At 58.8% G+C, this 26,866-nt stretch carries 23 protein-coding genes and 1 tRNA gene; 6 read left to right on the forward strand and 18 right to left on the reverse strand.

All coding sequences use genetic code 11. The features are described from left to right. Positions 1 to 72: 72 nt before the first annotated feature. From MMB48_RS07635 to MMB48_RS07700, 14 genes are all read right to left on the reverse strand, one after another. On the reverse strand, positions 73 to 723 hold the full coding sequence (locus MMB48_RS07635) for a GyrI-like domain-containing protein (RefSeq protein ID WP_032744351.1): 651 nt from the start codon (positions 721 to 723) through the stop codon (positions 73 to 75). 3 nt (positions 724 to 726) lie between these two features. Continuing rightward, entirely contained in the window at positions 727 to 1,212 is a 486-nt protein-coding gene (locus tag MMB48_RS07640) for a zinc ribbon domain-containing protein (protein WP_032744352.1), read from the reverse strand. Positions 1,213 to 1,360: 148 nt separating this feature from the next. Beyond that, positions 1,361 to 1,648 (reverse strand): hypothetical protein, encoded by a 288-nt coding sequence (locus MMB48_RS07645; protein ID WP_230581236.1) that lies wholly within the window; start codon positions 1,646 to 1,648, stop codon positions 1,361 to 1,363. Positions 1,649 to 1,698: 50 nt separating this feature from the next. Next, positions 1,699 to 3,819: a glycogen debranching protein GlgX gene (glgX, locus tag MMB48_RS07650; protein ID WP_032744353.1), complete on the reverse strand. Its 2,121-nt coding sequence runs from the start codon at positions 3,817 to 3,819 to the stop codon at positions 1,699 to 1,701. A 73-nt stretch (positions 3,820 to 3,892) separates the two neighbouring features. Then, entirely contained in the window at positions 3,893 to 4,567 is a 675-nt protein-coding gene (locus MMB48_RS07655; protein ID WP_012578040.1) for an NUDIX hydrolase, read from the reverse strand. Between the two features lie 45 nt (positions 4,568 to 4,612). Continuing rightward, the gene (locus tag MMB48_RS07660; RefSeq protein ID WP_014485018.1) at positions 4,613 to 5,533 is read right to left on the reverse strand and encodes a Nif3-like dinuclear metal center hexameric protein; all 921 of its coding nucleotides are present in this window, start codon (positions 5,531 to 5,533) and stop codon (positions 4,613 to 4,615) included. Between the two features lie 169 nt (positions 5,534 to 5,702). Then, the gene (polA, locus tag MMB48_RS07665) at positions 5,703 to 8,570 is read right to left on the reverse strand and encodes a DNA polymerase I (RefSeq protein ID WP_032744354.1); all 2,868 of its coding nucleotides are present in this window, start codon (positions 8,568 to 8,570) and stop codon (positions 5,703 to 5,705) included. Positions 8,571 to 8,615: 45 nt separating this feature from the next. Next, a complete protein-coding gene (locus tag MMB48_RS07670) occupies positions 8,616 to 9,401 on the reverse strand; it encodes an ANTAR domain-containing response regulator (protein WP_012578043.1) in 786 nt (261 codons plus the stop codon). Positions 9,402 to 9,468: 67 nt separating this feature from the next. Further along, a tRNA-Leu gene (locus tag MMB48_RS07675) sits at positions 9,469 to 9,542 on the reverse strand. 303 nt (positions 9,543 to 9,845) lie between these two features. Then, positions 9,846 to 11,288, reverse strand: a complete 1,443-nt coding sequence (gene pyk, locus MMB48_RS07680; RefSeq protein WP_032744355.1) for a pyruvate kinase — start codon at positions 11,286 to 11,288, stop codon at positions 9,846 to 9,848. 166 nt (positions 11,289 to 11,454) lie between these two features. After that, positions 11,455 to 12,441, reverse strand: a complete 987-nt coding sequence (locus tag MMB48_RS07685; protein ID WP_032744356.1) for a TerC family protein — start codon at positions 12,439 to 12,441, stop codon at positions 11,455 to 11,457. A 32-nt stretch (positions 12,442 to 12,473) separates the two neighbouring features. After that, complete coding sequence (gene uvrB / locus MMB48_RS07690) at positions 12,474 to 14,585, reverse strand: excinuclease ABC subunit UvrB (RefSeq protein WP_032683833.1); 2,112 nt, start codon at positions 14,583 to 14,585, stop codon at positions 12,474 to 12,476. A gap of 18 nt (positions 14,586 to 14,603) precedes the next feature. Further along, the gene (locus MMB48_RS07695) at positions 14,604 to 15,851 is read right to left on the reverse strand and encodes a histidine kinase (protein ID WP_230581237.1); all 1,248 of its coding nucleotides are present in this window, start codon (positions 15,849 to 15,851) and stop codon (positions 14,604 to 14,606) included. Continuing rightward, positions 15,829 to 16,494, reverse strand: coding sequence for a response regulator transcription factor (locus tag MMB48_RS07700; protein ID WP_032744358.1), 666 nt, complete (start codon positions 16,492 to 16,494; stop codon positions 15,829 to 15,831). Before MMB48_RS07700 ends, MMB48_RS07695 begins: the two co-directional genes overlap by 23 nt. 149 nt (positions 16,495 to 16,643) lie before the next feature. Between MMB48_RS07700 and MMB48_RS07705 the strand changes: the two genes are divergently transcribed. From MMB48_RS07705 to MMB48_RS07715, 3 genes are all read left to right on the forward strand, one after another. Then, positions 16,644 to 17,036 (forward strand): lactococcin 972 family bacteriocin, encoded by a 393-nt coding sequence (locus MMB48_RS07705; RefSeq protein ID WP_032744359.1) that lies wholly within the window; start codon positions 16,644 to 16,646, stop codon positions 17,034 to 17,036. A gap of 98 nt (positions 17,037 to 17,134) precedes the next feature. After that, the gene (locus MMB48_RS07710; RefSeq protein ID WP_032744360.1) at positions 17,135 to 19,105 is read left to right on the forward strand and encodes a bacteriocin-associated integral membrane family protein; all 1,971 of its coding nucleotides are present in this window, start codon (positions 17,135 to 17,137) and stop codon (positions 19,103 to 19,105) included. Between the two features lie 54 nt (positions 19,106 to 19,159). Next, positions 19,160 to 19,795, forward strand: coding sequence for an ATP-binding cassette domain-containing protein (locus MMB48_RS07715; protein WP_032744361.1), 636 nt, complete (start codon positions 19,160 to 19,162; stop codon positions 19,793 to 19,795). On the opposite strand, the gene coaE is transcribed toward MMB48_RS07715, so the two are convergent. From coaE to MMB48_RS07730, 3 genes are all read right to left on the reverse strand, one after another. Continuing rightward, positions 19,790 to 20,407, reverse strand: coding sequence for a dephospho-CoA kinase (coaE, locus tag MMB48_RS07720; RefSeq protein ID WP_012578052.1), 618 nt, complete (start codon positions 20,405 to 20,407; stop codon positions 19,790 to 19,792). The genes MMB48_RS07715 and coaE overlap by 6 nt on opposite strands. Positions 20,408 to 20,521: 114 nt before the next feature. Next, positions 20,522 to 21,997, reverse strand: coding sequence for a 30S ribosomal protein S1 (gene rpsA, locus MMB48_RS07725; protein ID WP_032744362.1), 1,476 nt, complete (start codon positions 21,995 to 21,997; stop codon positions 20,522 to 20,524). Between the two features lie 120 nt (positions 21,998 to 22,117). Then, positions 22,118 to 22,993 (reverse strand): bifunctional methylenetetrahydrofolate dehydrogenase/methenyltetrahydrofolate cyclohydrolase, encoded by an 876-nt coding sequence (locus tag MMB48_RS07730; RefSeq protein WP_032744363.1) that lies wholly within the window; start codon positions 22,991 to 22,993, stop codon positions 22,118 to 22,120. A 103-nt stretch (positions 22,994 to 23,096) separates the two neighbouring features. Here MMB48_RS07730 and MMB48_RS07735 point away from each other — a divergent pair, with 103 nt between their 5' ends. From MMB48_RS07735 to MMB48_RS07745, 3 genes are all read left to right on the forward strand, one after another. Beyond that, the gene (locus MMB48_RS07735) at positions 23,097 to 24,278 is read left to right on the forward strand and encodes a metal ABC transporter solute-binding protein, Zn/Mn family (RefSeq protein WP_032744364.1); all 1,182 of its coding nucleotides are present in this window, start codon (positions 23,097 to 23,099) and stop codon (positions 24,276 to 24,278) included. Between the two features lie 171 nt (positions 24,279 to 24,449). Then, positions 24,450 to 25,340: an ABC transporter ATP-binding protein gene (locus MMB48_RS07740; RefSeq protein ID WP_013140512.1), complete on the forward strand. Its 891-nt coding sequence runs from the start codon at positions 24,450 to 24,452 to the stop codon at positions 25,338 to 25,340. Between the two features lie 66 nt (positions 25,341 to 25,406). Further along, positions 25,407 to 26,240, forward strand: a complete 834-nt coding sequence (locus tag MMB48_RS07745) for a metal ABC transporter permease (RefSeq protein WP_032744365.1) — start codon at positions 25,407 to 25,409, stop codon at positions 26,238 to 26,240. A 50-nt stretch (positions 26,241 to 26,290) separates the two neighbouring features. Here the strand turns inward: MMB48_RS07745 and ispF are convergent, their stop codons facing one another. After that, positions 26,291 to 26,815 carry a 2-C-methyl-D-erythritol 2,4-cyclodiphosphate synthase gene (gene ispF / locus MMB48_RS07750; protein WP_032744366.1) on the reverse strand — a complete coding sequence of 175 codons (525 nt, stop codon included), beginning with the start codon at positions 26,813 to 26,815 and terminating at the stop codon, positions 26,291 to 26,293. Positions 26,816 to 26,866: the final 51 nt, after the last annotated feature.

A 26,866-nucleotide genomic window follows, 5' to 3' on the forward strand; every position in this document is an offset into this window, starting at 1 on the left:
TGACCACGGTGAGGATTCCGGCAGATTGTTTGCGCTACTGCGCGGTGAGCGCTTCGAGCAGTTCGCCGAAAGTCAACCCACCTTCACTACCGGATGACGGATGACGGTTTTGAGGTTTTCCGGTTTTGCTCGGCGCGGATCGGATATGTAGATTTCGTGATGTCGGCGGGCGTCGGAGAGGTCGAGCTCGTAGCCTTGCGAGCGCGCGTAGTCATCCAGAATCGCCACGGTTGCGGGCTCGTCGTCGTACGGGCCCCTGTGCATGACCTGCGCGACCACGCCTTCATCGAAATCGAAGAGATATGCGCGATTGACGTCGGATTCCGGGTGTTTGACGGCAAACGATGCTTTGGCCCACGCAAAGATCTTATCGGTCACGAATTCCGGCAGACGAATCATCGAAGTCCAATGGAAGTCGGCTTTGTGCGCGTAATCGACGCCGGACACACCCTCCCCCATGCTCCATAAGCCCTCCAGCGGAGGCACGGTGTAGTCGAAGTACCCGTCGATATGCTCGGCCGGGTTCTTTGACTTCTTGCTCATTTTGACGGTGAACGAAATGCCGTAAAGCAGTTGCATCGCCTTGGCGTAATCGCCGCCTTCTTCGTTCGGGTCGCCCACACCGTCCACCGCGACGAACCGCATCGCCGGTACCATGACGATGGCCGGCATGGTCTTCGGCTGATACAGGTCGGCATACTCCTTCTTATAATCGAACGCCATCGCTCATTCCCCTTCCGCCACCGCATCGATCTCGTCCTGACGCCGCCACCGCTTGAGGTTTGGCAGCAGCGCCGACATGCAATCCTCGGCCTGTTCGACGCTGATATGGCAGGATTCCGCCATCATCGGCGCACACGCGGCGACCAATTCATCGCTATTGGCATAGGCCTGAAGAAAAACGCCGTCGTCATAACAGTAGTTGCAATAATCTCCGCTTCGCGTTCCATCCGGTTCGGTGCCATGGTCTTCCGGGCGATAGAACGGCATGGCGCAACTTTGGCAAAAACCGTTGTCCGGCATTTCCATAAGCCTCGCCATCGGCGCCTCAAAACGGGTGCTGATCAGCCGAATCATGTCGATGCTCGGCTCTGCCGTTCCCTTCTCCCAGCGGGAAAGCGCCTGTTGGGTGACGAACAGCTCGTGCGCGAACTGCGACTGCGTAAGACCTCGCTCCTCGCGCACGACTTTGATAACCTGACCGATCGACATGACTACCTCCCGACATCGGAAAACGATTCGAGCGCCTCGCTGTGCGCTTGCTGATTCCAGTCTAAGGGCATGGCCCGTTCGCCAAGCGCGGGTACAACAAACCGTTGTTCGCGCTTGCATCCCGGAGGAAGAAACGGCTCGGTCGAACCTATTTCCTCTCCGCACCCTTCAGTTCTCCCGGTTCCTCTGACTCCTTTGCAAGCGCGGCGGACGGGATAAGCACGCTCACGTATGGGGTTGCGCCGGATAGGACGTTGTCGTAGAAGCGCTGTTTGGCGTCGATGAAGTCGATGGAATCCTGGATTTCCGTAAGCTGTTCGACCAGCCGCGCCCGCTTGTCGGCAAGCATCCGCTTGCGCTCGGGAATGCTCGGCTCGTGGAGGAGCGTAAGGGGCGCGAGTAGGAGTTCGCGGCTTTGCTGCGGTCTCTCCCTCACCCGGCTACACTGGGAGCTCCCTCGTCAGAGGGAGCTTAAATTCGGTCTGGTTATAGGCCCATGGGCTTCTTGGGCTTTTTGTCGCTCATGAGCATGAGGAAGCTGCGGGACTGGGCGGTGATCATGAAGCCCGCCTCATAGCTCAGTTCCGGCCTATCCGGGTTGTGCGTATCCACGACCAGCTGCCATTTGCGGCCGTATCGCTCATCCGGCAGGGTGAACATAATCGGCTCGTAATGCGCGTTGAAGATCAGGATGAAGTCATTGTCGACCATCCGGTTGCCGTACCAGTCTACCTCCGGAATATCCGAACCGTTCAGATAGATCATCATGGAGAACGCATGCGTGTTCTGCCAGTCGTCCATATCCATGATCGAACCGGTGTGGTCGAACCATTCGACCTGCGGAATCATGTTCGAATCGTCGCCGGGCTCACGGCCTGTGAAGAAGCGACGGCGGTGCAACACCGGATGATCCAAACGCAGATGAATGAGTTTGGAAACGAAGGCGAGCAGTTCCTTGCGTCCCTTGTCAAGATGCCAGTTGGTCCAGGAGATCTCGTTGTCCTGACAGTAGGCGTTGTTGTTGCCCTGCTGGGTGCGGGCCACTTCGTCGCCACCGCAAATCATCGGGATACCCTGGCTGAACAGCAACGTGGCGAACATGTTGCGCATCTGACGCTGACGCAAGTCGTTGACGTCCGGAATATTGGTCGGGCCTTCAACGCCGCAATTCCAAGAGCGATTGTTGCTCTCGCCGTCGCGATTGCCCTCGCCATTGGCTTCGTTGTGCTTTTCGTTGTAGCTGACCAGGTCGTTCATCGTGAAACCGTCATGCGCGGTGATGAAGTTCACGGACGCCACCGGTCGACGGCCGTTGACCTGATACAGATCGGAGCTGCCCATGAGGCGTGATGCGAATTCGGGCAACGTGGAGGGCTGCGAGCGCCAGAAGTCGCGCACCGTGTCGCGGTAGCGGCCATTCCATTCGGACCAGCTGGACGGGAAGCCACCCACCTGATAGCCGCCGGAGCCCAGATCCCACGGTTCGGCAATCAGCTTCACGCGCGAGATGATCGGGTCCTGCTCCACGATGTCGAAGAACGCAGACAGCTTGTCGACCTCCTGGAACTGGCGTGCCAGCGTGGCGGCCAGATCGAAGCGGAAGCCGTCGACGTGCATTTCGGTAACCCAGTAGCGCAGCGAATCGGTAATCAACTGCAGCGCGTGCGGCGAGCGCATGAGCAGCGAGTTGCCGGTACCGGTGGTGTCGAAGTAGTGCTGCTGGTCGCCTTCCACCAGTCGGTAGTAGGAGGCGTTGTCGATGCCCTTGAAGCTCAGGGTGGGGCCCATATGGTTGCCTTCGGCGGTGTGGTTGTACACCACGTCGAGGATGACTTCCATGCCGGCGTGATGGTAGGCCTTGACCATGGACTTGAATTCGTTGACCTGCTCGCCGCGTTCCCCGGAAGAGGAGTAGGCGTTGTGCGGCGCGAAGAAGCCGATGGTGTTGTAGCCCCAGTAGTTCGACAGGCCCTTCTCCTGCAGGAAGGAGTCGTTGACGAACTGGTGGATCGGCATGAGTTCGATGGCGGTGATGCCGAGCTTCTTCAGGTATTCGATGACGCTCGGGTAGGCCAGGCCGGCGTAGGTGCCGCGGATGTCCGGCGGCACGTCCATGTTGAGGTTGGTCATGCCGCGCACGTGCGCCTCGTAGATTACCGAATCGTGGTACGAGATGTAGGGGTGCTGGTCGTTGCCCCAGTCGAAATACGGATTGATGACGGCCGACTTCATGGTGTGGGCGGCCGAGTCAAGGTCGTTCATCGCCGAGGTGTCGTCCGGGCTTTTGAACCAGTAGGAGAACAGGCTTTCGTCGCCGTCGATGTTGCCTTCGATGGCCTTGGCATACGGGTCGAGCAGCAGTTTGTTGGGGTTGCATCTGAGGCCGTGCATCGGGTCATAGGGACCGTAGACGCGGTAGCCGTAGCGTTGGCCGGGCTGGAGGCCGGGGATGTAGTTATGCCATACGTATGAGTTCTGTTCGGTCATTTCGATGCGCGTTTCCGCATCGTGCTCGTCGAACAGGCATAGCTCGACTTTCTGCGCAACCTGTGAGTACAGCGCGAAGTTCACACCGGCGCCGTCATAGCTGGCGCCCAGCGGATACATTGATCCAGGTCTGATCTGCATAGTTTTCAGTATCCCACTTTCTTGTGTCACTGATGTGCCGGGGAGTTGAACGTCAGGAGAACAGCGACGGCTTGTCTTTGTCGGAGTTCCTGGCGATGAGTCTGCGCAACGCCTCATGCTGGATGGCGATCATCGAATTGGATGAGGTGATGCGCGTGGCGGCAAGGTCGCTCCACGGAATCCACGCGGATTCCACGTGCTCGTCCGCGTCGAAATGGCGCTGCTCCCGCCTGAACGGGCCCAAATGCAACACCATGATGTGGGCCAGTTCGTCGGTCATGCCTTCGGACGAGTAGAAATCGCCCACGAAGTCAACACCCATGGTGTCACGGTCCGGCACCACGCCGGTTTCCTCGGCCAGTTCCCTCAGGGCCGCGTCCATGATGTCCTCGCCCTCGTCCATGAGACCGGCGGGAAGCCCGTAGGCGAACATGTCCGATCCGGCACGGTATTCGCGTTCGATGAGGTAACGGTCGGTGGACATGTCGTGCACGAGCATGACCACACAGGGGGCGTGACGCAGCACCTGGCGGCCGATCTCGTGTTCCTTGCCCTGCTTGTCGGTCAGAGCGATGCGCATGTCGTCCACGTGGAAGATGCGCCCGGTATAAACGGTTTCGCTACTGATCACTTTGGCGGGCACGTCCATGTCGATGCCGTCCGAGGAGGCGTTCAGCTTATGGTCGAGCCGATGCTCCAGTTGTTCCTGCTTGCTTCCCCCAAACATGTCATCTCCTCGGAAAAAACGTTTTCGCCACGTCACTATAGCGTCTTAATCTCGATGCGCGGTAATGGACAGCGTCCATGGATCGGTCGTGTCGTGGAACCACTCGACTTCAGGCCTTGCTCCGGTCGCTTGTTCGATGGCGGCTGGCACGTCATCGATCGCGTAGTTGAACCACATGGATTCGATGGCAGCATGAGGGGTGTTGATGAAGCAGGGACGCACATGGCTCTCCCCCGCCATTCCATGGCCGAGCATGATGCCTTGGGCCCTCATACGGGCTTCATACCGGGCTTGTTCGATGGCGTCGGTCACCGGGTGGTGACGCAAATCGCTGGTTACGTACACGTCCGCACCGGTGGCACGCACCTCGTTGAACAGGGAGTCACCGGAGCCAGGCAGAATGGCCACATACTGAACAAAAGTGTCCGAATCGCCGCATACCTGGATGCCGAGCGCGGTGGTCATGCCATGATCGGACACTTCGTCGAATACACGCTGAGCGAAATCCTTCAGGGCAACAGGCTTCGGCAAACGACCCACACGCCCCAAGCCGACCGGATGAGAGGCGTTGGCATCGTCAATCGGCACGAGTGGTTTCTGGTCGATGAGTCCGAAGTAGTCGGCCGCCGCCTGCCCCACGCCGCGATACGCAGCGTCAGCATTGGTGTGCCCTACCCACAGCCCGCAGCCTTGCTGGTAGAGCCTGCGGACGATGTCGCCCCGGAAACCGAGTCCGCTCGTCTCGTGTACGGAACGGAAGAACAACGGGTGATGGGTGATGAGCAGGTCCGCGCCAGTAGCGATGGCCTTGTCAATGATGGCGGAGGTCGGGTCGGCGGCGAACACGATGCGGTGCACGTCGTGGCTCAGATCGCCGACGATGAGACCCGGCTCATCCCATTCCTCGGCGTAGCGCAATGGGTACAGGGTCTCGAGAACGTCGATGACTTGCTTGAGATTCGGCATATGTCCCATTGTAGTGGGCTATTGCGGCAAGGGACTCATTCTGCAATTGCGGACAAGCCATGCTCGTGCTCTTCGTTGCTCGACTATCGGCTCGCCTTCGCCTACAAACAATCCACTGGACTGTTTGCTCAACGGCTCAGCCTCCTCACCCGAGGGGAGCTAGAAATTGTCAGTGTGCAGCGAGCTGCCAGTCGGAACCGATGCCGCACGATACGTCCAGCGGCACGGCAAGGTCGACGGCGTGTTCCATGGCGTTGCGTACCAGTTCGGTGACCTGGTCGCCTTCTCCCGGCGCAATTTCCACTACCAGTTCATCGTGAATCTGCAGAATGATACAGCTCTTGACGTGGGCCTCGGCCAAGGTCTGCTCGGCGCGAATCATCGCGATCTTCATGATGTCGGCGGCAGATCCCTGAATCGGTGCGTTGAGTGCCGCACGTTCGGCGGCCTCACGCGCAACACGATTGGTCGAATGCAGGGCCGGGAAGTAGCGACGCCGTCCGAAAATGGTTTCCGTATACCCCTTCTCTCGGGCATTGGCCACCAGCGATTCAAGGTAATCGTGCACCTTGCCGAAGGTATCGAAATACCGGTTTTTCAACGCTTCCGCTTCACGTGGCGCGATCTTGAGCTGCTGGGCGAGACCATACGTGCTCAGACCATAGGCCAATCCGTAGCTCATGGCTTTTACATGGCTGCGCTGGTCGCCGGTGATCTGGTCGACCGGCAGCTTGTAGACCATCGAGGCCACGTATTTGTGGAAGTCGGCTCCGGAGCGGAACGCTTCGATCAGCGCCTCATCACCGGACAGATCAGCCATGATGCGCAGCTCGACCTGTGAGTAATCGCAGCTCATCAAGGCCTCGTACCCCTCCCCCGGCACGAACACGCCGCGAATCTCACGGCCGGCGGCGTTCCGATTGGGGATGTTCTGCAGGTTCGGGTCCACGGAGCTCAATCGGCCGGTGGCCGCGACGGTTTGCTCGAAAGTGGTGTGGATGCGCTCATCTGATGTATTGGTGGCATCGATCAGCGTTTGAACGATCTGCTTGAGCTTGTTGATCTCTCGGTGGCGCAGCAACGCCCCGAGGAAACCGTTGGCCCGCTCATTGTCCACTGATTTGACATACAGATCCTGCAATGCGGCCGCATTCGTGGTGTATGAGCCGGACTTGGTACGTTTGGTGGGCTTCAAACCCATATCTTCGAACAGCACCTTCTGCAGCTGCTTGGGACTTTGCAGGTTGATTTCGGTGCCGGCATACTCCCAAGCCATTTCCTGCGCCTGACGAGCCTCGGCGGCAAACTGGTCACGCATGGAAACGAGTCGAACGCTATCGACTTTGGCTCCTGTGTGCTCCATGCCGTGCAGCACGCGGGAAACAGGAAGTTCAATCGCGCGCATCAGCCAGCATTGTTCACGCTCGTCGATAATCGGCCCGAGCGTGACGGCGAGGCTGCGGATAATGGCCAAATCGCGCAGACGATGTTCGTTCGGATCTTCTTCGACCTGATCGTCATCGAAGTCCAACGTGCCTTGCGAAGGCTGTTCGGTTTCGGTGAAGTGGATGTCGAGGAAGTGCTCGGCCGCCTGCTTGAGGCTATCGGCGTGGAAATCCGGTTGGGTCAGATACCCGGCAAGCTTGGTGTCAAACATCGGCAGGTCCATGTCAAGATCTACCGCGCCCAGAAGATGCAGCAATTCTTTATACCCATGCACGATGGTGCGGGAGTGTTCGCTTTTCAGGAACCGCGCAAACTGTGCTCGCAGGGTATCGGTGATTGGAAGGGGCACAATGGCCGCTGATGTTGCCGTGGCAACAGCAATGGCTTGTGCCGTGGCACGCCCCGGCCTTTCGTCGCCCCATGCGGCCACGGTCCAAGCGTGGCCGACCGCGTCGCCGCAGACGGTATGCCGCTGCGATCCATCGCCATAGTCGGAAACCGTGAAATCGGCGATTTCACCGGGAACTTTGACCTCGGCGCGATGGGCCTTGACCCATTCGTCGAACTGCTCCGGAGCAGTGATGCTCGTGGGTTCCGGCAGGTTCAGATCGAGGTTGCTATCCCGCTTGTCCTGTTCATTATTCGTAGACTCGCCGGCTCCGGATGTGTTGCAAACCTTGGCCCCGGTATTGAAGGTTTTCAGTACACGACTCTTGGTACGCGGTCCGAATTCAAGCTCCTTGAACAGGGCGTCGATTTGTGCCACGTCCACGGTGCCGAATGTCAGATCCTCGATATCGACGCCTAGATCGACGTCTCGTACCAGTGCGTTGACTTTGCGATTGAGCTTGACCTGGTCGATATTGGCCCTCAGCGATTCGCCTTTTTTGCCGCCGATTTCATCGGCGTGCTCGCAAATGCCGTCGAGGGAACCGAATTGGTTGATCCACTTGGCCGCAAAGCCGTCGCCTACGCCGGGCACACCGGGAATATTGTCGGCGGTTTCGCCGCGGAGCGCCGCCAGATCCGGATATTGCGCGGGAGTGACTTTGTATTTGTCGACGATGGACTGCGGCGTCATATGCTTCAGGTCTTTGAAGTGATGGCCCGGGTACAACACGGTGACGTTGTCATCCACCAGCTGGAAGGCGTCTCGGTCTCCGGACAATACCAGTGTGTGGTAGCCGGCCTTATCTCCCATGGTGGCGAGGGTGGCGATCACATCGTCGCCTTCGAATCCCGGCTTCTCGATGTATGCGACGCCGAGGGCCGTGAGCATGCGTTGAATCAATGGCAGCTGGGTGAGCAGCTCTTCGGGAGCCGCCTCACGGGTGCCTTTGTATTGCGGAAGCATCTCATTGCGGAATGTGCCGCCCTTCACATCGAAGGCGACGCCCAGATGGTCGGGCTTCTCCGCATCGATCACCTGCGCGAGCATGGTGGCAAAACCCCAGACGGCGTTGGTGGCTTGGCCGCTGGAGGTGCTGAAGTTGTCGACCGGCAGGGCGAAAAATGCACGGAAGGCCAGCGAGTGGCCGTCCACCACCAGCAATGTTTCATTGGTGGGTACGGTCACGCTGGCCTCTCCCATAGTGTGTTTGTGTTACTTTACGACTCAGCACGGCGACGCCGATAATCAGCGTTCGCCCGAATCAGAAGGCTTCGGATCGCCGTACTTGGCGATGATGGCCTGAGCCAGGCGCTTCTTGGGGATGCGCTGGTCCATGGAGGTCTTCTGAATCCAACGGAAGGCACCCTGCTCAGAGAAGTCCGCCTTGTCCATCAGCAGACCCTTGGCGCGGTCGACGAGCTTGCGCTCCTCAAGCGTGTCTTCGGCCTTCTTGAGCTTCTCTTCGGTTTCCTTGAGCTGGTCGGTGGTTTCCTTGAGCTTGCGTTCGCTGCGCTCCACGTTGTCCAGCAAATCGTTGATCTCGGCGAAACGGCCCATGGCCACCTCGAGGGTCGGCAGCAGCTTGGATTCCTCGTACGGCTTGGTGACGTATGCCATGGCGCCGGCGCCGGTGGCCTTCTTCACCAGATCGGTCTGGGAGAATGCGGTGAGCATGACGACGGGGGCGATGTTCTCATCGCAGATGATGCCGGCAGCGGCGATGCCGTCCATACGCGGCATCTTGACATCCATGCACACCACATCGGGGCGGTACTTGCGGGTCAGTTCCACGGCCTCCTCGCCGTTGGCGGCCTGACCAACGACCTCATAACCGTTGTCTTCCAGCATGGCGACCAGATCCATGCGGTTCACGGCTTCGTCTTCGGCCACGACAACGGTACGCGGACCGTCCTCGGGCTTGACCTTGCGCTCAGCAGGTTCGCTTTCATCGGCCACGGCCTTGAGCTCTTCGTCGGTCAGCACCTCATCGACGTTGATACTCGGTTCTTCGGACTTCTTCCTTGCAGCCATGCCAACCTCTTTCTTGAATTACCCAACAGTGGGGTTCGTAATAATTTCAGCGAACTCCTAACTAAAGTGCCCTCGGTGGGACTCGAACCCACACTGCGCAGATTTTGAGGCTGCTTCCTCTACCAATTGGGATACGAGGGCGTGCCAAAGCACTCTGAAGAGAGTACCATACCGATTCGACTCCCGCCACACAAGACACGCGCACCGCCACGGCATCCCCGTCGGACGGGCGTTCTGCGGCGTTCGGACGGGCCGCGCTCCCGTGTGTCGCCCACGCTTGCGCCCATGGCCCACGTCCCGAAGGCGGCGTGTGCGATCGACCGTTGCGAGGATTGCGCATCCCGCACCCGGCGATGACCGCCGTCCGATACGCGAAGGCCCCCACCCCGCAGCGGGATGAGGGTCTTTACGTACCGCACATCAGCGGTCAGCGGCTACACGACATCAGTCGCAGGCGCCAACGGTGTGCACGTAGATGGAGTCGGTGCGGCCCGGCTGGTGATCGCCCTGGGCGGAGCTCAGGATGACGATCTTGTCGCCGTCGACGACCTTGCCGGCGTCCTTGAGAATCTTGTCCGTGTAGATCATCAGATCCTTGCGGGACTTGTCGTGGTAGTCCTCCTTGAGCAGGAAGGCTTCGGTGCCCCAGGACAGAGCCAGCCAGTGGTAGGTGTGCTCGTTGCTGGTCAGACCATAGATCGGGGCGGCCGGACGCTCACGGGAGACGCGGTGGACGGTGGCGCCGGTCTGGGTGTAGGCGACGATGGCCTTGGCGTTGAGCTTGTCGGCCAGGTCCACGGCGGCGGAGGAAACGGCGCCTGTGGAGGACATGTCGAGGTTCTTGAGCTCGGGGATGCGGTCGAAGCCGTGGTCGGTGGCGTAGCCGGAGATGCGCGACATGGTGGACACGGTCACATCCGGGTACTTGCCGACGGCGGTCTCGTTGGAGGTCATGGTGGCGTCGGAGCCGTCGAGGACGGCGTTGGCGCAGTCGGAGGCCTCTGCACGGGTCGGGACCGGGGAGTTCACCATGGAGCCGAGGACTTCGGTGGCCACGATGACCGGCTTGGCATACTGGCGGGCCAGCTCGATGATGCGCTTGGTGGCCAGCGGGACCTCTTCCAGCGGGCACTCAACGGCCATGTCGCCACGGGCGGCCATGACACCGTCGAAGGTCTTGACGATCTCTTCGAGGTTCTCCAGAGCCTGCGGCTTCTCGATCTTGGCAACGATCGGGATGCGACGGCCTTCCTCGTCCATGATCTCGTGGGCGCGGTCGATGTCGGTGGCGAAACGCACGAAGGACATGGCGATGATGTCGGCACCGGTGCGGATGGCCCAACGCAGGTCAGCCTCATCCTTCTCGGTCAGAGCCGGCAGGGAGACGGCGACGCCCGGCAGGTTGATGCCCTTGTGGGAGGACACAGGACCGGCCACGATGACCTTGGTGTACACGTTGTTGCCCTCGACCTTGGTGACCTCAAGACGGACCTTGCCGTCATCGATCAGAATCGGGTCGCCCGGGTGGCAATCGCCCGGCAGGCCCTTGAAGGTGGTGGAGGTGATGTGCTCGTCGCCCTCGACGTCGTCGGTGGTGATGACGAATTCCTGGCCGAGCTGCAGCTGGACCTTGTCCTCGCCGTCGGCGTTCTTCTTGAACCAACCGCAGCGAATCTTCGGGCCCTGCAAATCAACAAGCGCGGCAACGTTGCGACCAGTGGCTTCGCTGGCCTTGCGCACGTTGTTGTAGACCTTGAGGTGATCCTCGGGGGTGCCGTGGGAGCGGTTCAGACGAGCAACGTCCATACCGGCTTCAACGAGCTTCAGGAGGTTGTCGTAATCCTCGGTGGAAGGACCGATGGTGTCTACGATCTTGGCTTTACGCATGAATGCCTGCCTATTCTTGTTCAATTGGGTCGAGGCGCGATCGCCTCACTTGCCGAAGCCCAGTCTACTAGCGCGCGCCGACTCATGACAAGTTTTCTTCACGGTGTGTTGTGAGCGCTCACATTGTTGTGCTGACTGGGCTTAAGGGTTGTATTCTCTAACGATTTCAGGCCTTTTCAGCGCTTTCCATGCTCTTCATCTTGATCACGGAAGCCACGGATGCGCCGCCAATTGCGACCACAATCACAGCCAGCGACAGCCATGTGGGCACTTCCGGCACCCAATGGATGCCTTCGCCGCCGTTGATGAACGGCAAGGTATTGCCGTGCAGGGCCTCCATGATGAGCTTGACGCCGATGAAGCCCAGCACCACGGACAGGCCGGCAGGCAGGTAGACGAGCTTGTCGAGCAGAGCACCCAGCAGGAAGTACAGCTGCTGCAGGCCGAGCAGGGCGAACACGTTGGAGGTGAACACCAGGAACGGATCCTTGGTCAGGCCGAAGATCGCGGGAATCGAATCGAAGGCGAACATGACGTCGGTGGTGCCGATGGTCAGGAACACGATGAGCATCGGGGTCCAGTAACGCACGCCGTTCTTGGTGGTGCGCAGCTTCTCGCCGTCGTAGTCGTCGGTGATCTTGATGATCTTGCGCAGATTACGGATGATGCCGTTCTCGTGATATTCCTCGTCTTCATCGCCACCGAGCACCAGTTTGACGGCGGTGTAGATCAGGAAGGCGCCGAACAGGAAGAACACCCATGTGAAGCGGGTGATCAGGGCCGCGCCGATCAGAATGAAAATGCCACGGAAGATCAAAGCGATGGTGATACCGACGGACAGCACATACTTCTGAACCTGCTTGGGCACCGCGAAGTTCGACATGATAATGACGAACACGAACAGATTGTCGATGGACAACGAGTATTCGGTGAGCCAGCCGGAATAGAACTCGATGGCGGGCTTGGAGCCGGCGAAGAACCAGATGCATCCGCCGAAGATCAGCGCCATGACCACGAAGAAGGCGATATGCTGCACGCATTCCTTGGTGGAGGGCACATGCGGTCGGCGCCCGATGACGAACAGGTCGACGATGAAGAACAGCGCGAGCACCACGAAGGTGATGATTTCAAATGCGAGTGGGGTTTCTGCCATGATTCCCTACACTAACCCATGTATGTGACGGGTCATCGCCCCGCCTCGGTCATCTGCCGGAGCTCCTTCTTGAGATCACGGATCTCGTCGCGCAGACGGGCCGCAAGCTCGAACTGGAGCTGCTCGGCGGCGGTGTGCATCTGTTCGCTCAGCTGGCGAATCAGATCGGCGAGGTCCTGCGCGGGCAGGCCGGCCTTCAGGATCTCCTCGTGGCGTTTGTCCGCCTCGTTGGGATCGAGTACCGGCACGCCCAGGTGTGTGTTGCCGGCCTTGCCCGCGTTGCGGTAGCCACCTTCAAGCAAGGTCTGGGTGTCCACATCCTCCTTGGCGAGCATGTCGTTGACGTCGCTGATCTTCTTGATCAGGGGCTTGGGATCGATGCCATGCTCCTGGTTGTAGGCAATCTGCTTGGCGCGGCGGCGGTCGGTCTCGTCGATGGCTTGCCGCATGGCTTCGGTGGTCTCGTCGGCGTACATGATCACCACGCCGGACACGTTTCGCGCGGCACGGCCGATGGTCTGGATGAGCGAACGATAGGAGCGCAGGAAGCCCTCCTTGTCGGCGTCAAGAATCGCCACCAGCGATACTTCCGGCAAATCGAGGCCCTCACGCAGCAGGTTGATACCGACAATCACATCGATCTTGCCTTCGCGCAACATGCGCAGCAGTTCGACGCGCCGCAACGTATCCACATCGGAATGCAGGTATTCGACCTTGATCCCGCGTTCCAGCAGATAGTCGGTCAAATCCTCGGCCATCTTCTTGGTCAGGGTGGTGACCAGCGCGCGCTCGTTCCTGGCCACACGGGCCTTGATCTCGGCGAGCAGATCGTCGATCTGCCCCTTGACCGGGCGCACGTCGATCTTCGGGTCCAGCAGGCCGGTCGGACGGATGATCTGTTCGACCACCCCGTCGGACAAGCCCAACTCGTAGTCGCCGGGCGTGGCGGACAGATACACGGTCTGGCCGACGCGCTGCAGGAACTCCGGCCATTTGAGCGGTCGGTTATCCATCGCGGAGGGCAGGCGGAACCCGTGTTCGACCAACGTGCGCTTGCGGGAGGCGTCCCCCTCGTACATCGCGCCGATCTGCGGCACGGTAACATGCGACTCATCGATGACCAGAAGGAAATCATCCGGAAAGAAGTCGAGTAGCGTATGCGGCGGCGTGCCGGCCGCGCGGCCGTCGAGATGACGCGAATAGTTTTCGACCCCCGAGCACACGCCCACCTGGGTGAGCATCTCCAGGTCATAGGTGGTGCGCATGTCGAGACGCTGCGCCTCAAGTTCCTTGCCCTGTTTGCGCAGTTCGGACAACCGTCCGTCAAGCTCCTCGCGGATGGTTTTGAGCGCGCGTTCCATACGCTCCGGCCCGGCCACATAGTGGGAGGCCGGGAAGATATGGACCTGCGGTTCATGGGCGATCACATCGCCGGTCAGCGGATGCAGGGTGGAGATGCGGTCGATCTCGTCGCCGAAGAATTCGATGCGGATGGCCAGTTCCTCGTATACGGGGATGATTTCGACCGTATCGCCCCGCACGCGGAACGTGCCGCGGGTGAAGGCGATGTCGTTGCGCTTGTACTGCATGGCCACGAACCGGCGCAGCAGGTCGTCGCGATTGATCTGCTGGCCTTCCTTGAGAAACAGCATACGCCCGGCGTATTCCTCAGGAGTGCCCAGGCCGTAGATGCAGGAGACGGTGGCCACGACCACGCAGTCGCGTCTGGTCAGCAGGTTGGCCGTGGCCTGATGGCGCAAACGTTCCACATCGTCGTTGATGTTGGAGTCTTTCTCGATATAGGTGTCGGTCTGCGGTATGTAGGCCTCCGGCTGATAGTAGTCGTAGTAGGAAACGAAATAGCTCACCGCGTTGTCGGGCATGAGCTCGCGGAATTCGGCGCACAGCTGCGCGGCGAGCGTCTTGTTCGGCTCGATGATGAGCGTGGGACGTTGCAGCCGTTCGATCAGCCATGCGGTGGTGGCGGTTTTGCCGGTGCCGGTGGCGCCCATGAGCACCACGTCGTTCTCGCCGTTCTCGATGCGCGTGGCCAGTTCCTCGATGGCCTTCGGCTGGTCTCCGGATGGTTGGTACGGCGATTTGACCACAAACGGCTTGTCCACACGTTCGATGTTGAATCCCATGCGCTGTTTCCTTCCGATTCACGCTGTATCCCGATGATATATCGGAATATACGCTAGGCAACTCCAATACCCGTCTTCCTCTTGGATGCGCAGCCAACCACCGCTCCGCGTAATTGATTGACGCAGATGAGACATTCCAAATCCCATGCCCAATGTTCTCGGAGATTCCGCCAATGCTCCATCCGCCATCTTGGCGGGAACGTCAGCCACCGATACGTATAGTCCGTCTTGCCGCACTTGTATGGCGAGTACATACCCTTGTTCGCGATCCGCGTGCTTGGCGATATTGGCAAACGTCTCTTCCAGCAACGACCGCGTCAACTGGATAGTCTTCTCGTCAAACCGACTCAGGAGATCGAAGGGATCGGACACAACCACCTCGCCTCGGAAACCAAGCGCTGCGAGTTCCCGCCGGTGCCGTTCGATCTCGGCCTCGAATCGACCTGCACCGATCGGAACGATGGCTTCTCCGGAGCGACGCGCATGGCATCGCGGGATTCGCGCAGTACCGACATTGTGCTTTGCGAGAACCGCTATGACATCATGCGTCTGATCGAGCGCCCGTTGAGCCACTTCGCGCAACAGTGGCAAGTCCATCGACTCTCCTTGCGAAGGGTGTTCCGACATGATCCTGTCGATGCTCATGATGAGATATGAGAGATCATTGGTCGTCGCATCATGCAGCCTTGCCGCCAGATCCAACGATTCGGCCCTGCCACGCGCTTCCGACTCCCTCTCCCCCTCACGATGATGCCAATTCAGCAGCAGACCGATTCCAACGCACGCCAACGCCGGCATGACGGTCCAAGGCACAACGGACACCAACGCCCCGGCATCCCAACCCATCGGCAACCCATACTGCCATATCAGCTGCGCCACGCGAGATACGGTCACAGCCACCGCCAACACCACGCCGCACCATATGCGTTGATAGGAGAGGACGATTAATGGCTCGGCTATCACCACGCTCACCGACATGGACAGATCCACCGGCAAGGGGAACACCACGCACCATAAGATCGCCAACGCGATATTGCCGCCGAACGGGAATGCCACGCAGAGCAACGACAGGATGACGAACAACAGCCCCACCCACAGGGTCCACGCATCCCAAACCGGATTGATACACGACTCGATGACCGTATCAGCGGCTATGCACAAGGCGCAGGCTAGCGCCGCGATCTTTTCGCCATGCCAAGACTTCCCGAAATCGCGGAAGCGACGTCTAAGAAAACGGCTGCCGTCACAGAACATGGTATCGCTCACAGTAATCAAGGAGTTCGCCGCGCCTCGTCACCCCGACCTTGCGCATGGCTCGTTTCACATAGCTGTACACAGTTTCGACACCGATTCCCAAGCGGCGCGCAATTTCAACGGTCGGTACATGATGCGCATAGAGACGCAACACCGCCAGCTCTCGATCGGAGAAGAGCCTGGCACCATCCGCTTCCGGCTGTGCGGCATCCACCGTATGCAATGTCTCTTCAAGGCTATGCAAACCCCAACCATGAGGGTATGTTCCCCCGTCAGACACCGATTTAACCGCCTCGCGTATGGTCGCTGCGAAATCTCTTTTCGAAATCAACGCTTGGGCTCCGCAACACGCGATATCCTCACCATAGGTTGCCAGGTCATACGAAGTGACTACGATGACGCCAACCTGCACATTCCGCTGTCGAATACGTTCCGTCAGCCGCACTCCGTTCAGCCCGTCCATCATGAGATCGCAAATAAGGATGTCCGGCTTCCGCGGATCGAACAGACAACGTTCCAAGGCAAGACTGGGATTATCCGTAACCCATAGCATATGCGCCTCGGGAATCATCCTGCCAATAAGCAAAGCCATCATCTCCGCAGAGCAACGATCGTTGTCCACCAAGGCAAGCCGAATCGGGCGCCCGTTCTTCATAAGTACCCCCTCCCCAAATCGCCTCCGTCAAACGCAATCGTAACACTGTGACGATTCCCGTCACACAGACTTCGTTCGCTCCTCATTGGCATCTTACCGTGTTGCATGCGGCAAAACAGCCGCTCAATGAGGAACAACAAGGAGCACTCATGATCGCAAAGAAAACCACCGGAGGCCTACTGGCGTCAATGCTTGCTCTCGGCGCAAGCGGAACACTTATCATTCCCGCAAACGCCAATGAAGTCGGTACTTCAGTAAAAGTCTCCTGCAGCGTTCCCACAGATAGGGATGCTGGCATCAGCACCGTTGATGTTTCATATCCCTACGGTGGAACATGGCAATATGGAACCACCTTGTGGGGCGGATGTGGAGATGTCTACTCCAATTTCCTCCACAATTCCCGTCGGCATCATTCCTCGGTTTTGAACGCCGATAATGTATACGCATACAGCGGCGTCAAGGAAGCGGGAATCTGGGCCTACGCAAGGACTTACGCGGTATGCGGCAAAGTGGATCAAGCTTTCTATGGATTTGATGCTTGAATCATTTCGCAGCATCCACACCATTTATTGAATGTGCGGCGAGCGAACTTCCTATCGTCCGCCGCACAAACACATTGTTACCGGGAATAAGGTGTATCATGCACTGGACTTATAAAATCGCCAGTATATTGGCCGTGGCTCTCATCACTCTCGCAGCAGGATTCTATGCGCAAAATAACGAAGAAACCTATCCCTCCGGCCCTAGCTACGATATTGGAATTTCCGACGCGCACGGGCAGCCTCTATCGACATTGACCGGTCTCGCAGCGACCCATCATGTCGTACTCGCGAGAGTCTCCTATGAGCCGGACGGTCACGGTACCAACAGACGCGTAATTTCTATTTTCGGCGCATTAGACGGCAACGGCATGCATGCGAATTCGCCATACCCGGATTATGGGTTCGGGCCGCGCACACGTGTGCAACGCGGAGACAGATTCACCGACCCATTGGGAAGATGGCTTCTCTATGGATCACCACGGGATACCGCTTCAGTAGCCAAATCCATACGGCGCCAAGGATTCGAACTTAACAGAGCAACCCCCATCGGCATCACACAAATCACCAAACAATTCTTCTCCAATTCCATCGCCCAAGTCATATTCGCCGGACTTGCTGTAGTATTTGTGTCCGGCGCGCTTTCCGTGTCGACAGCTTCACGCGTTTGCGCGATACAAGCCTTGCATGGCATGAGAACAACCGGCATTATTATGAGGCAATTCCTGCGGCATGCGTTCTTTTTCATCATCTGCGTCTGCATCGGATGGATGACTTGGATTTCCATTGGTGCGATCTTCTGGCCTTTCGCTTCTCCCTTAGGATTCGCCGGTCAGGTATTCCTCTCCATCATCATCGCCACAACGTGCATGGCATTGGTTGCCTTGTCATTGTCGATTGCTCTAGTAAGGGTTCTGGTGCCGAACGCACTCAAATTAATCCAAGGAAAGCGCCCTTTACGTTTTCTCATGGCTTCCGGCTGCATCATGGCAATCATCGTTCTCGCTCTCAGCTCTGCCAGTTTGAACGTTACGAACTTCAAATGGCGGCAATCCCAAACACTGAAAACAACATTGGAGCATCAATTGTCATCCAACGACGGATTCCAATTGCAACTGTGGTATAGCAGCGATCAAAACCGAGCTCGTTCCATGCCCTCATGGAACGACTTCGTCGAACAAACTTCCCAATCAGAACATACGCGATTCGCCTCATTCCGGCTAGGATGCACGTGGGTGGATAGCTCGCAAGACCCACAGCCCTGCATCCTCATGGATTCCCGTACGGCAAGGCTTCATCATCTTATACGAAACAACACGACACTTGCACGAATCAGTGTGATTATGCCCGAGAATGAACAATGGAACAGCGAATCCATTACGAACAATGTGCTTCGCGCATACTCATTCGAGCAAAGTTTGGCGGCAGAAGAGGGAAAGAGTCTGCCCGCCATCAATCGCACGAGCATCTCCATTGAATCCAGACCAAGAGATGCTGTCTTATCGGCATTTGACACCCCTTCCAACACCGATGGCCTTTCCTCTGTTCCTGTTGTTGTCATTGACCCGTCACTGCTCTCTGGCGATACCACTACATCGATGGTGTCCACCGGCGGCATGACCTTCGATTACAGCTCCCGCCATCAGCTGCTCGAAATCCTACGGGAAAAGGGCGTGGACTCTTTGGTGGCTTCGGTCGTCAATCGGCACGACGAGATACAAACTCGTTTGGCACGAACAACTCAGGAAATGAACTATTTTTCCATCACAGCTTGCATATCCATAACATGTCTGCTGGGCGGCGCAATCATGGTGGCTTTGACACTATGCACACTCCGACGTCAAATTATGTTCGTGGAATATATGCATGGAGCGCCGTCATATCTCCGTTTTCAATCGATACTGTTCCTAGCAGCGGCGTTATGCAGTGCATCTCTTCCGATCCAGTTGCTCATAGGAGGTTACAACGCCGTTTCCACGACCTCGGTTTCCTTACTATTCATCGTCGTTTCGCTGGCAACCACAGTGCTTTACGATTCGCGGCTGCGCGCCGACAGTATCAAACATCCCTGATCGCCATCCACAAACCTGTATCAGCAATCACTTACCACGTAAGGAACATCAAGCATGAGCGCCTTATTGATCACGCATAATCTGACATATCGAATCGACGACCGCACCTTATGGGAAGGACTGGACCTGACGTTCAGCCCCGGTGACATGGTTGCCCTGACCGGAGAAAGCGGATGCGGCAAAACCACTTTGTTGAATGTCCTAGGTCTTTTGGAAGAGCCAAGTTCAGGAACAATTACCTATGATGGGCAAACAATTGCCTCCAGAAAGGGCCGACGGCTCATGCACCGCAACGTCATGGGATTCATGTTCCAGAATTACGCCCTGGTGGAGCAATGGACGGTGAACAGAAATCTGATTCTGGCTCTGCGCAGCGTCGGAATACCATCGGCAGATAGAAGTCGGCTCATCAGACGCGCATTGCGGGCCGTGAATCTGACGGGCTACGGCAATAGACCTATCTACACACTCAGTGGAGGCGAACAACAACGAGTCGCAATCGCGAGGCTTCTCATCCGTCAATCGCTGCGCGTCATACTGGCGGACGAGCCAACAGCGGCCCTCGATGCCGACAACCGCGCCATGGTCATGCGTCACCTGCGTGATTTCGCCGACAACGGAGCGATCGTGATCTACACGACGCACAACGAGGAGACCGCGGCTCTCGCCGACCGCATCATCGCATTATGATTCCGCCAGCCACTGTTCGTACAGCGCATCGACGGCTTCGAGCATTCGACCCATCGGCTGCGTGGAATCGATCACCGCGTCGGCTATGACACGGCGTTGTTCCGGGCTGGACTGGTGGCGAATGCGCGCAAGCGCATCATCTCGTGTCATGCCGCGGGTCGACACCATTCTGTCGACCCGCACTTGTTCGGGCGCTTCGACGGTGACGATATGGTCGAATCGCATGGGCATGGCGTCCAGGACTTCCGCCAACAGCGGAACATCATGCACGACCACGGCATCCGGATTGTCCGCGACCGCCTGCCGCTCCCGAGACAGCGCAAGATCATAGATCAACGGATGCTCGATATCGTCCAGTTTCCTCCGCATCCGTTCCGAGTCGGGCCCGGCGAACACGTGCTCGGCGATCCATCGCCGGTTGAGCCGCCCCTGATCGGTCAGCGCGTCGGGGCCGAAACATTCCGCTATACGACGAAGACCGACGCCGCCCGGTTCCACCACTCGGCGCGCGAGCTCGTCATAGTCGATAAGCGCCGCGCCGAGCTCCCGCAGTCTTGTGGACACCGTGCTTTTGCCCGCCGCAATACCACCGGTCAATCCTATTCGAATCATGCTCCCCCCATCATGCCATGTTTCGAGGTTCATGCACACAACGGCAAAACCCGGCCCGCCGAAGCGAGACCGGGTTTTGACTATACGTCAGGCGTCAGTCGCCCGATGGCGAACTCACTTGCCGAGCAGCTGGTCGCGCAGGGCGGCGAGCTGATCGGAGTCGGCGAGGGTACCGGTAGCCGGAGCAGCGGAAGAGTAGTTGGAGGTCTCCTCGACCGGCTTCTCTTCCTTCGGGCCCTGGCCGTCGGCGGCCGCGGACTCGGCGGCGTTCTCCAGCTCCTTGGCCACGAACTCCTTGTGCTCCTCCCACAGCTCGTGAGCGGCGGCGTACTGGGACTCCCACTCCTCGCGCTGCTTCTCGTAACCAGCGATCCACTCGTTGGTGTTCGGGTCGAAGCCTTCAGGGTACTTGTAGTTGCCCTGCTCGTCGTACTCAGCCGGCATGCCGTAGATGGCCGGATCGAAGTCCTCGGAAGCCGGGTCGACGGAGTCGTTGGCCTGCTTGAGGGACAGGGAGATGCGGCGACGATCGAGGTCGACGTCGATCACCTTGACGAACACGGCCTCGCCCGGCTTGACCACGGTCTCCGGGTTCTCGACGTGACGGTTGGCGAGCTCGGAGATGTGCACCAGGCCCTCGATGCCGTCCTCGACGGAGATGAAGACACCGAACTGTACGATCTTGGTGACCTTGCCCTTGACGATTTGTCCGGGAACGTGGGTGCGAGCGAAGCGCTGCCACGGATCCTCCTGAGTCGCCTTCAGGGACAGGGAGATACGCTCACGGTCGAGATCGACGTCGAGCACCTCGACGGTGACCTTGTCGCCGACCTTGACGACCTCAGACGGGTGGTCGATGTGCTTCCAAGACAGCTCGGAAACGTGGATCAGGCCGTCAACACCGCCCAGATCGACGAAAGCGCCGAAGTTGACGATGGAGGACACCACGCCCTCACGAATCTGGCCCTTCTTGAGCTGGGACAGGAAGGTCTCGCGGACCTCGGACTGGGTCTCCTCGAGGTACTGGCGGCGGGACAGGACCACGTTGTTGCGGTTCTTGTCGAGCTCAAGGATCTTGGCCTTGATCTTCTGGCCGATGTACGGGGAGAGGTCGCGGACGCGACGCATCTCGACGAGGGAGGCAGGCAGGAAGCCACGCAGACCGATGTCGACGATGAGGCCGCCCTTGACGGCTTCGATGACGGTGCCCTCAACGACGCCGTCAGCTTCCTTGATCTTCTCGATGTCGCCCCAGGCGCGCTCGTACTGGGCACGCTTCTTGGACAGAATCAGACGGCCTTCCTTGTCTTCCTTGGTGACGACAAGGGCCTCGATGGTGTCGCCGACCTCGACGACTTCGTCAGGATCAACGTCCTTCTTGATGGAAAGCTCGCGGGAGGGGATGACACCCTCGGTCTTGTAGCCGATGTCCAGGAGGACTTCGTCGTGATCGATCTTGACGACGGTGCCCTCAACCAGATCACCATCATCGAAGTTCTTGATGGTGGAATCGACTGCCTTGATGAAGTCCTCTTCGGTGCCGATGTCGTTGATGGCGACCTTGGCGACTTCAGTGTTGTTCTCTGCCATGTAAATATATGGTTTCTAATAGTGGATGGATAATTTCTCGATATTCAGTTATACGCACACCCTTACAGGCATACGGATATTCACAATACAAGCAACTCTGCCCAAATTTCCTAGGAAACTCTAGGCGTGTCGTTCGGCCATTTCCACGACGTTGGCCAGGAGCATGGCTCGGGTCATGGGGCCCACGCCTCCGGGGTTGGGGGTGTAGGCGGATGCCTTGTCATAGCAGGCCTTGTCCACGTCGCCCTTGATGCGGTAGCGACCGGCTTCTTCGTCGTAGACGCGGCTGATGCCCACGTCGACGAGCACGGCGCCGTCCTTGATCTTGTCGGGCGTCACGAATCCGGCCGAACCCATTGCGGCGACGATCACGTCGGCGCGGCGCATGTGGTCGGCCACATCCCGGGTGCCGGTGTGGCACAGGGTGACGGTGGCGTTGACGGCGTTGCGCGTGAGCATCAGGCCAATCGTGCGGCCAATGGTGATGCCGCGGCCAAGCACGCACACTTCCTTGCCGTTCAGATCAATGTCATAGGCGTCGAGCAGCTCGAGCACACCGCGCGGAGTGCAAGGCAGCGGTGTCGAAATGTCGCCGCGCACATGCAGCACCAGTTCGCCGAGGTTGTACGGGTGCATGCCGTCGGCATCCTTGGCCGGGTCGATCATGTCGATGATCGCGTTCTCGTTGATGCCCTTGGGCAACGGCAACTGGACGATGAACCCGGTGCAGGCCGGATCTTCGTTGAGTTCGCGTACGGCAGCGGCGATGTCGTCGAAGCTGGCGTCCGCCGGCAGTTCCTTCTTGACTGAGGTAATGCCCACTTCCTGACAATCGGCGTGCTTGCCGGCCACGTACTTCATCGACCCGGGGTCCTCGCCCACCAGCAGCGTGCCCAGCCCTGGTTGGATGCCCTGCGCCTTGAGCTTGTTCACTCGCTCGGCAAGGTTGGTCTTGATTTCGGCCGCAATCTGCTTACCGTCGATTTTTGTGGACATCAACGCCCTCCCCTGTAGTTTCGGTGCATTCTATCGAAACGATAGGCTATCGTTGGAACAAGTCAGGATTATATATCGTTCGCTCTCACGAAGAAGGCGTGCCATGGGGACTCAAATCACACGACTTACGCGACTCGCCGCAGCCGGCCTGAGCGCCGTCCTGTTGTTCGCGACCGCCGCATGCGCAGCCACCTCCCCCGCTGAAACCGAGCCGGACAACAAGTCCAGTGTTCCCGCACCGACCGGGCCGATCAATGTGGTCGCCTCCCTCAATCAATGGGGCTCGCTGGCCGCCGAGCTGGGCGGCGATGATGTGGAAGTCACGTCCATCGTGAACTCCACCAATGTGGATGCCCACGATTTCGAGCCAAAGACCTCGGACGTCGCCAAGCTGTCCAAGGCACAAATCATCGTGGCCAACGGTGCGGGCTACGATTCCTGGGCCACCAAATCGATGACCAAGACCACGACTATCGTATCCGCCGCTTCCGTCATGGGTGCCATGGAAGGCGATAACCCGCATCTGTGGTTCTCCAAAGACGCTCGATCCAGCATGGCCACGGCCATCACCGATGCATATGTAAAGGCACTCCCCAGCAAGAAGAAGGCCTTCCAGAAGCGGCTCAAGGCATGGCAGGCGGATGAGAAATCGCTGGAAACATGGACGTCCGAGTTCACCAGATCCCACTCCGACCTCACCTATGCAGCCACCGAACCCGTGGTCTATTATCTGATGGCCGATCTCGGGTTCAAGAATCAGACGCCCAAGGGGTATACGCAATCGACCGCTTCCGGCGGCGAACCGGCCCCCGCGGACCTGCAGTCTTTCCAGAAACTCATCGAAGACAAGGGCGTGGATGTGCTGGTTAACAACACGCAGGAAGCCAGTGACGCGACCAATATGATCACTGGCGCTGCCGGTCGTGCCGATGTGCCGGTAGTCGACGTCTCCGAACAAATGCCCAAGGATACCGACACGCTGAACGCCTGGATCAACCGGCTCATCAACACCATCATCGACGCGGTGGATCCGAGCTATGGCTGCGAAGACGCCACGGACGGCAACGCGAATTCCGATGATTCCAGCGCCGACGGCGCCGCCACGGATGATGCCAATGCGCACGATTCCAAGGCCAGCACCGGTTCCAGCACGGAGCCCAAGTACATCCGTCAGTGCAAGGCGGCCACATCCAGTGACTCGTCTCAGGATTCGGCAAAGGCCGATGCCTCCAATGGCGATTCCGGCGATGCCTCCGGCAACGACCAGACCGACTCCGGCAAATAGTTAGAAGCAAAGGACACCGGCATCGGATTCATGCAATGCCGATAGACGCCTTGCACGAGAAGGGTTGTGCGACCATTGTCGAGATGGCCGCACAACCCTTTTCTTTGGTTGTCACCATCCGTACACGATATTGAGAACGATTGTCAGCATCGTTTGCCACAATCGGGCGTTATGAGTGAAACTTCCGATTGCATCGTGTTCAGCGATGCCGCCATCAAGCGTGGTGACCATATCATCTGGCAGCATGGCACCTTTGCCATTCCCACCGGTTCGGTCACGGCCATCGTCGGCACCAACGGCACCGGCAAAACCACGATGATGAGGGCCGAGCTGGGACTTTTGCCGCTTTGCCATGGCAGCCTGACCGTACTGGGCAAGCCCGCAGGCGAGATGAACAAACGCATCGGATATGTGCCACAGAGCTATGTGGCGAATGTCGATTCCAATCTCACCGCCGAACAATCCGTGTTGCTGGGCCTGACCGGCACCCGATTCGGCATCCACCCCATCACCAAGGCCCAGAAAGCCAAAGCGCTCGAGGCGATGGAGTTCACCGGCATCGCCGACAAGGCGCAGTACCGTCTGTCCGAACTGTCCGGCGGTTTGCGCCAGCGTGTGGCCATCGCCCAGGCGTTGGTGTGCGATCCACAACTGCTGATGCTTGACGAGCCGTTGGCCAACCTCGATCTGGCCAGTCAACGCGCCACCGTACACGTGCTGGCCAAGCTGAACCGTGAACTGAACATGACCATCCAGGTGGTTGCGCACGATCTCAATATGCTCTTGCCGATTCTGACCGGTGCCGTCTACTTGCTCGACGGGCACCCGCACTACGCCGATATGCACAAAGTGCTCGACTCCGACCTACTCACCCACCTCTACGGCACACAGGTGCAGGTGGTCACCACTCCGCAGGGTGACATGTTCGTGACCCCGACGCCGGATGAGCCCCAGGACCAGCCGCAGGATATGCACACGGCAGCCGAAGTGGCGCAATTGCACCATCACGAGCACGGCAACGCCACCAATGGCAGTGCCGCCAACAGCGCCGAGAATCGATAACATCAAGCTAGCCGATCCACAGCCCGTCAACGGGCTGCAGCGCAGGCATGGAGAAAATACAGGGACATGAGCACCATCAACTTTTCGTATGATCCCGAATGGCTGGACACACTGTCCGCTCCATTCATGACCAACGCCTTCATCGCCGGCCTGTGCATTGCCCTGGCCGCCGGTGTCATGGGATACTTCACCATCGCCCGTCGTTCCACCTTCGCGGCCCATGCGCTGGCCCATATCGGTCTGCCGGGCGCGACCGGCGCGGTGTTGCTCGGCCTGCCCGTGTCACTGGGCATGGGCGTGTTCGCACTGGGCGGCGCACTGGTGATCGGTGCTTTGGGCAAGCGCGTTTCCGAGCGTGAAATCGCAACCGGCACCGTGCTGGCCTTCGCCACCGGCTTGGGTCTGTTCTTCGCGCGATTGTCGAGTTCCGCCTCCCAGCAGATGCAGTCGATCCTCTTCGGCTCGATCCTGACCATCACCACCGGCCAGATCATCGGCTTCGCCGTGTTCGACGTATTGCTGCTGGCATTGTTGGCCATCATCTACCGCCCGCTGCTGTTCAGCTCGTTGGATGAGCAGGTGGCACAGGCCAAGGGTGTGCCGATCGGGCTGATGAACGTGGCGTTTATGGCGATTATGGCCGGTGTAATCACCATTGCCGTGCCGGCAGTGGGTACCTTGCTGATTTTCGCGCTGGTGATCACGCCTGCGGCCACCGCCAATATTCTGGCCGGCTCCCCATTCAAGGCGATGGTGATCGCCAGCGTGCTGTGCCTGGTGTCGATTTGGGCCGGACTCGTGCTGTCGGCGATGCTCCCCGCCCCCCCGAGCTTCATTATCGTGACGCTTTCCACCCTGTTCTGGGCTATCGCCAAGGCCGTGGAGACAGTGCGGAAGTAATCTCATTCATTTTTCTTGCCCCCGCTGGCAAATTCATAGCGGGGGCTTTGTTATATCTTCTCCACCAAGGCATTGGCGATGGCGGCGATGCCTTCGCCGCGGCCAGTGAATCCCATATGGTCGGTGGTGGTGGCGGTAACCGATACCGGGCAACCAACCGCCGCAGACAGGGCGGCTTCGGCTTCAGCACGGCGTGTGCCGATTTTCGGGCGGTTGCCGATGATCGCCACTGAGGCCGATGCCGGCGTATACCCGTTGGATGCCAGATGCGCCACAACTTCTTGCAGCATATCGATGCCATGCCTTCCGGCACCATGCGCGTCCGCACCGACACCGAACAGTGAACCAATGTCTCCCAATCGGGCGGCGGCAAGCAACGCGTCAATCAGGGCGTGCGCGGCCACATCGCCATCGGAATCCCCTTCGATACCCTCGTATTTGGCGGCATCGGCCTCGCTGCATGAATCAGGCACCGGCCAGTAGAGCCCGGCAATCCACAGTTCACGGCCTGAACCGGCAGGCGCAAAACGGTGAGCGTCAAAACCTTGCCCTATCAGTACTCCTGCAGACCCCATGCAGTTCCCTTCGATGGCATTGCCCAGATGAACGGCAGCAAACGATTATGA

The organism is Bifidobacterium sp. FKU (genome assembly GCF_026016385.1).
GTDB classification, from domain to species: domain Bacteria; phylum Actinomycetota; class Actinomycetes; order Actinomycetales; family Bifidobacteriaceae; genus Bifidobacterium; species Bifidobacterium infantis.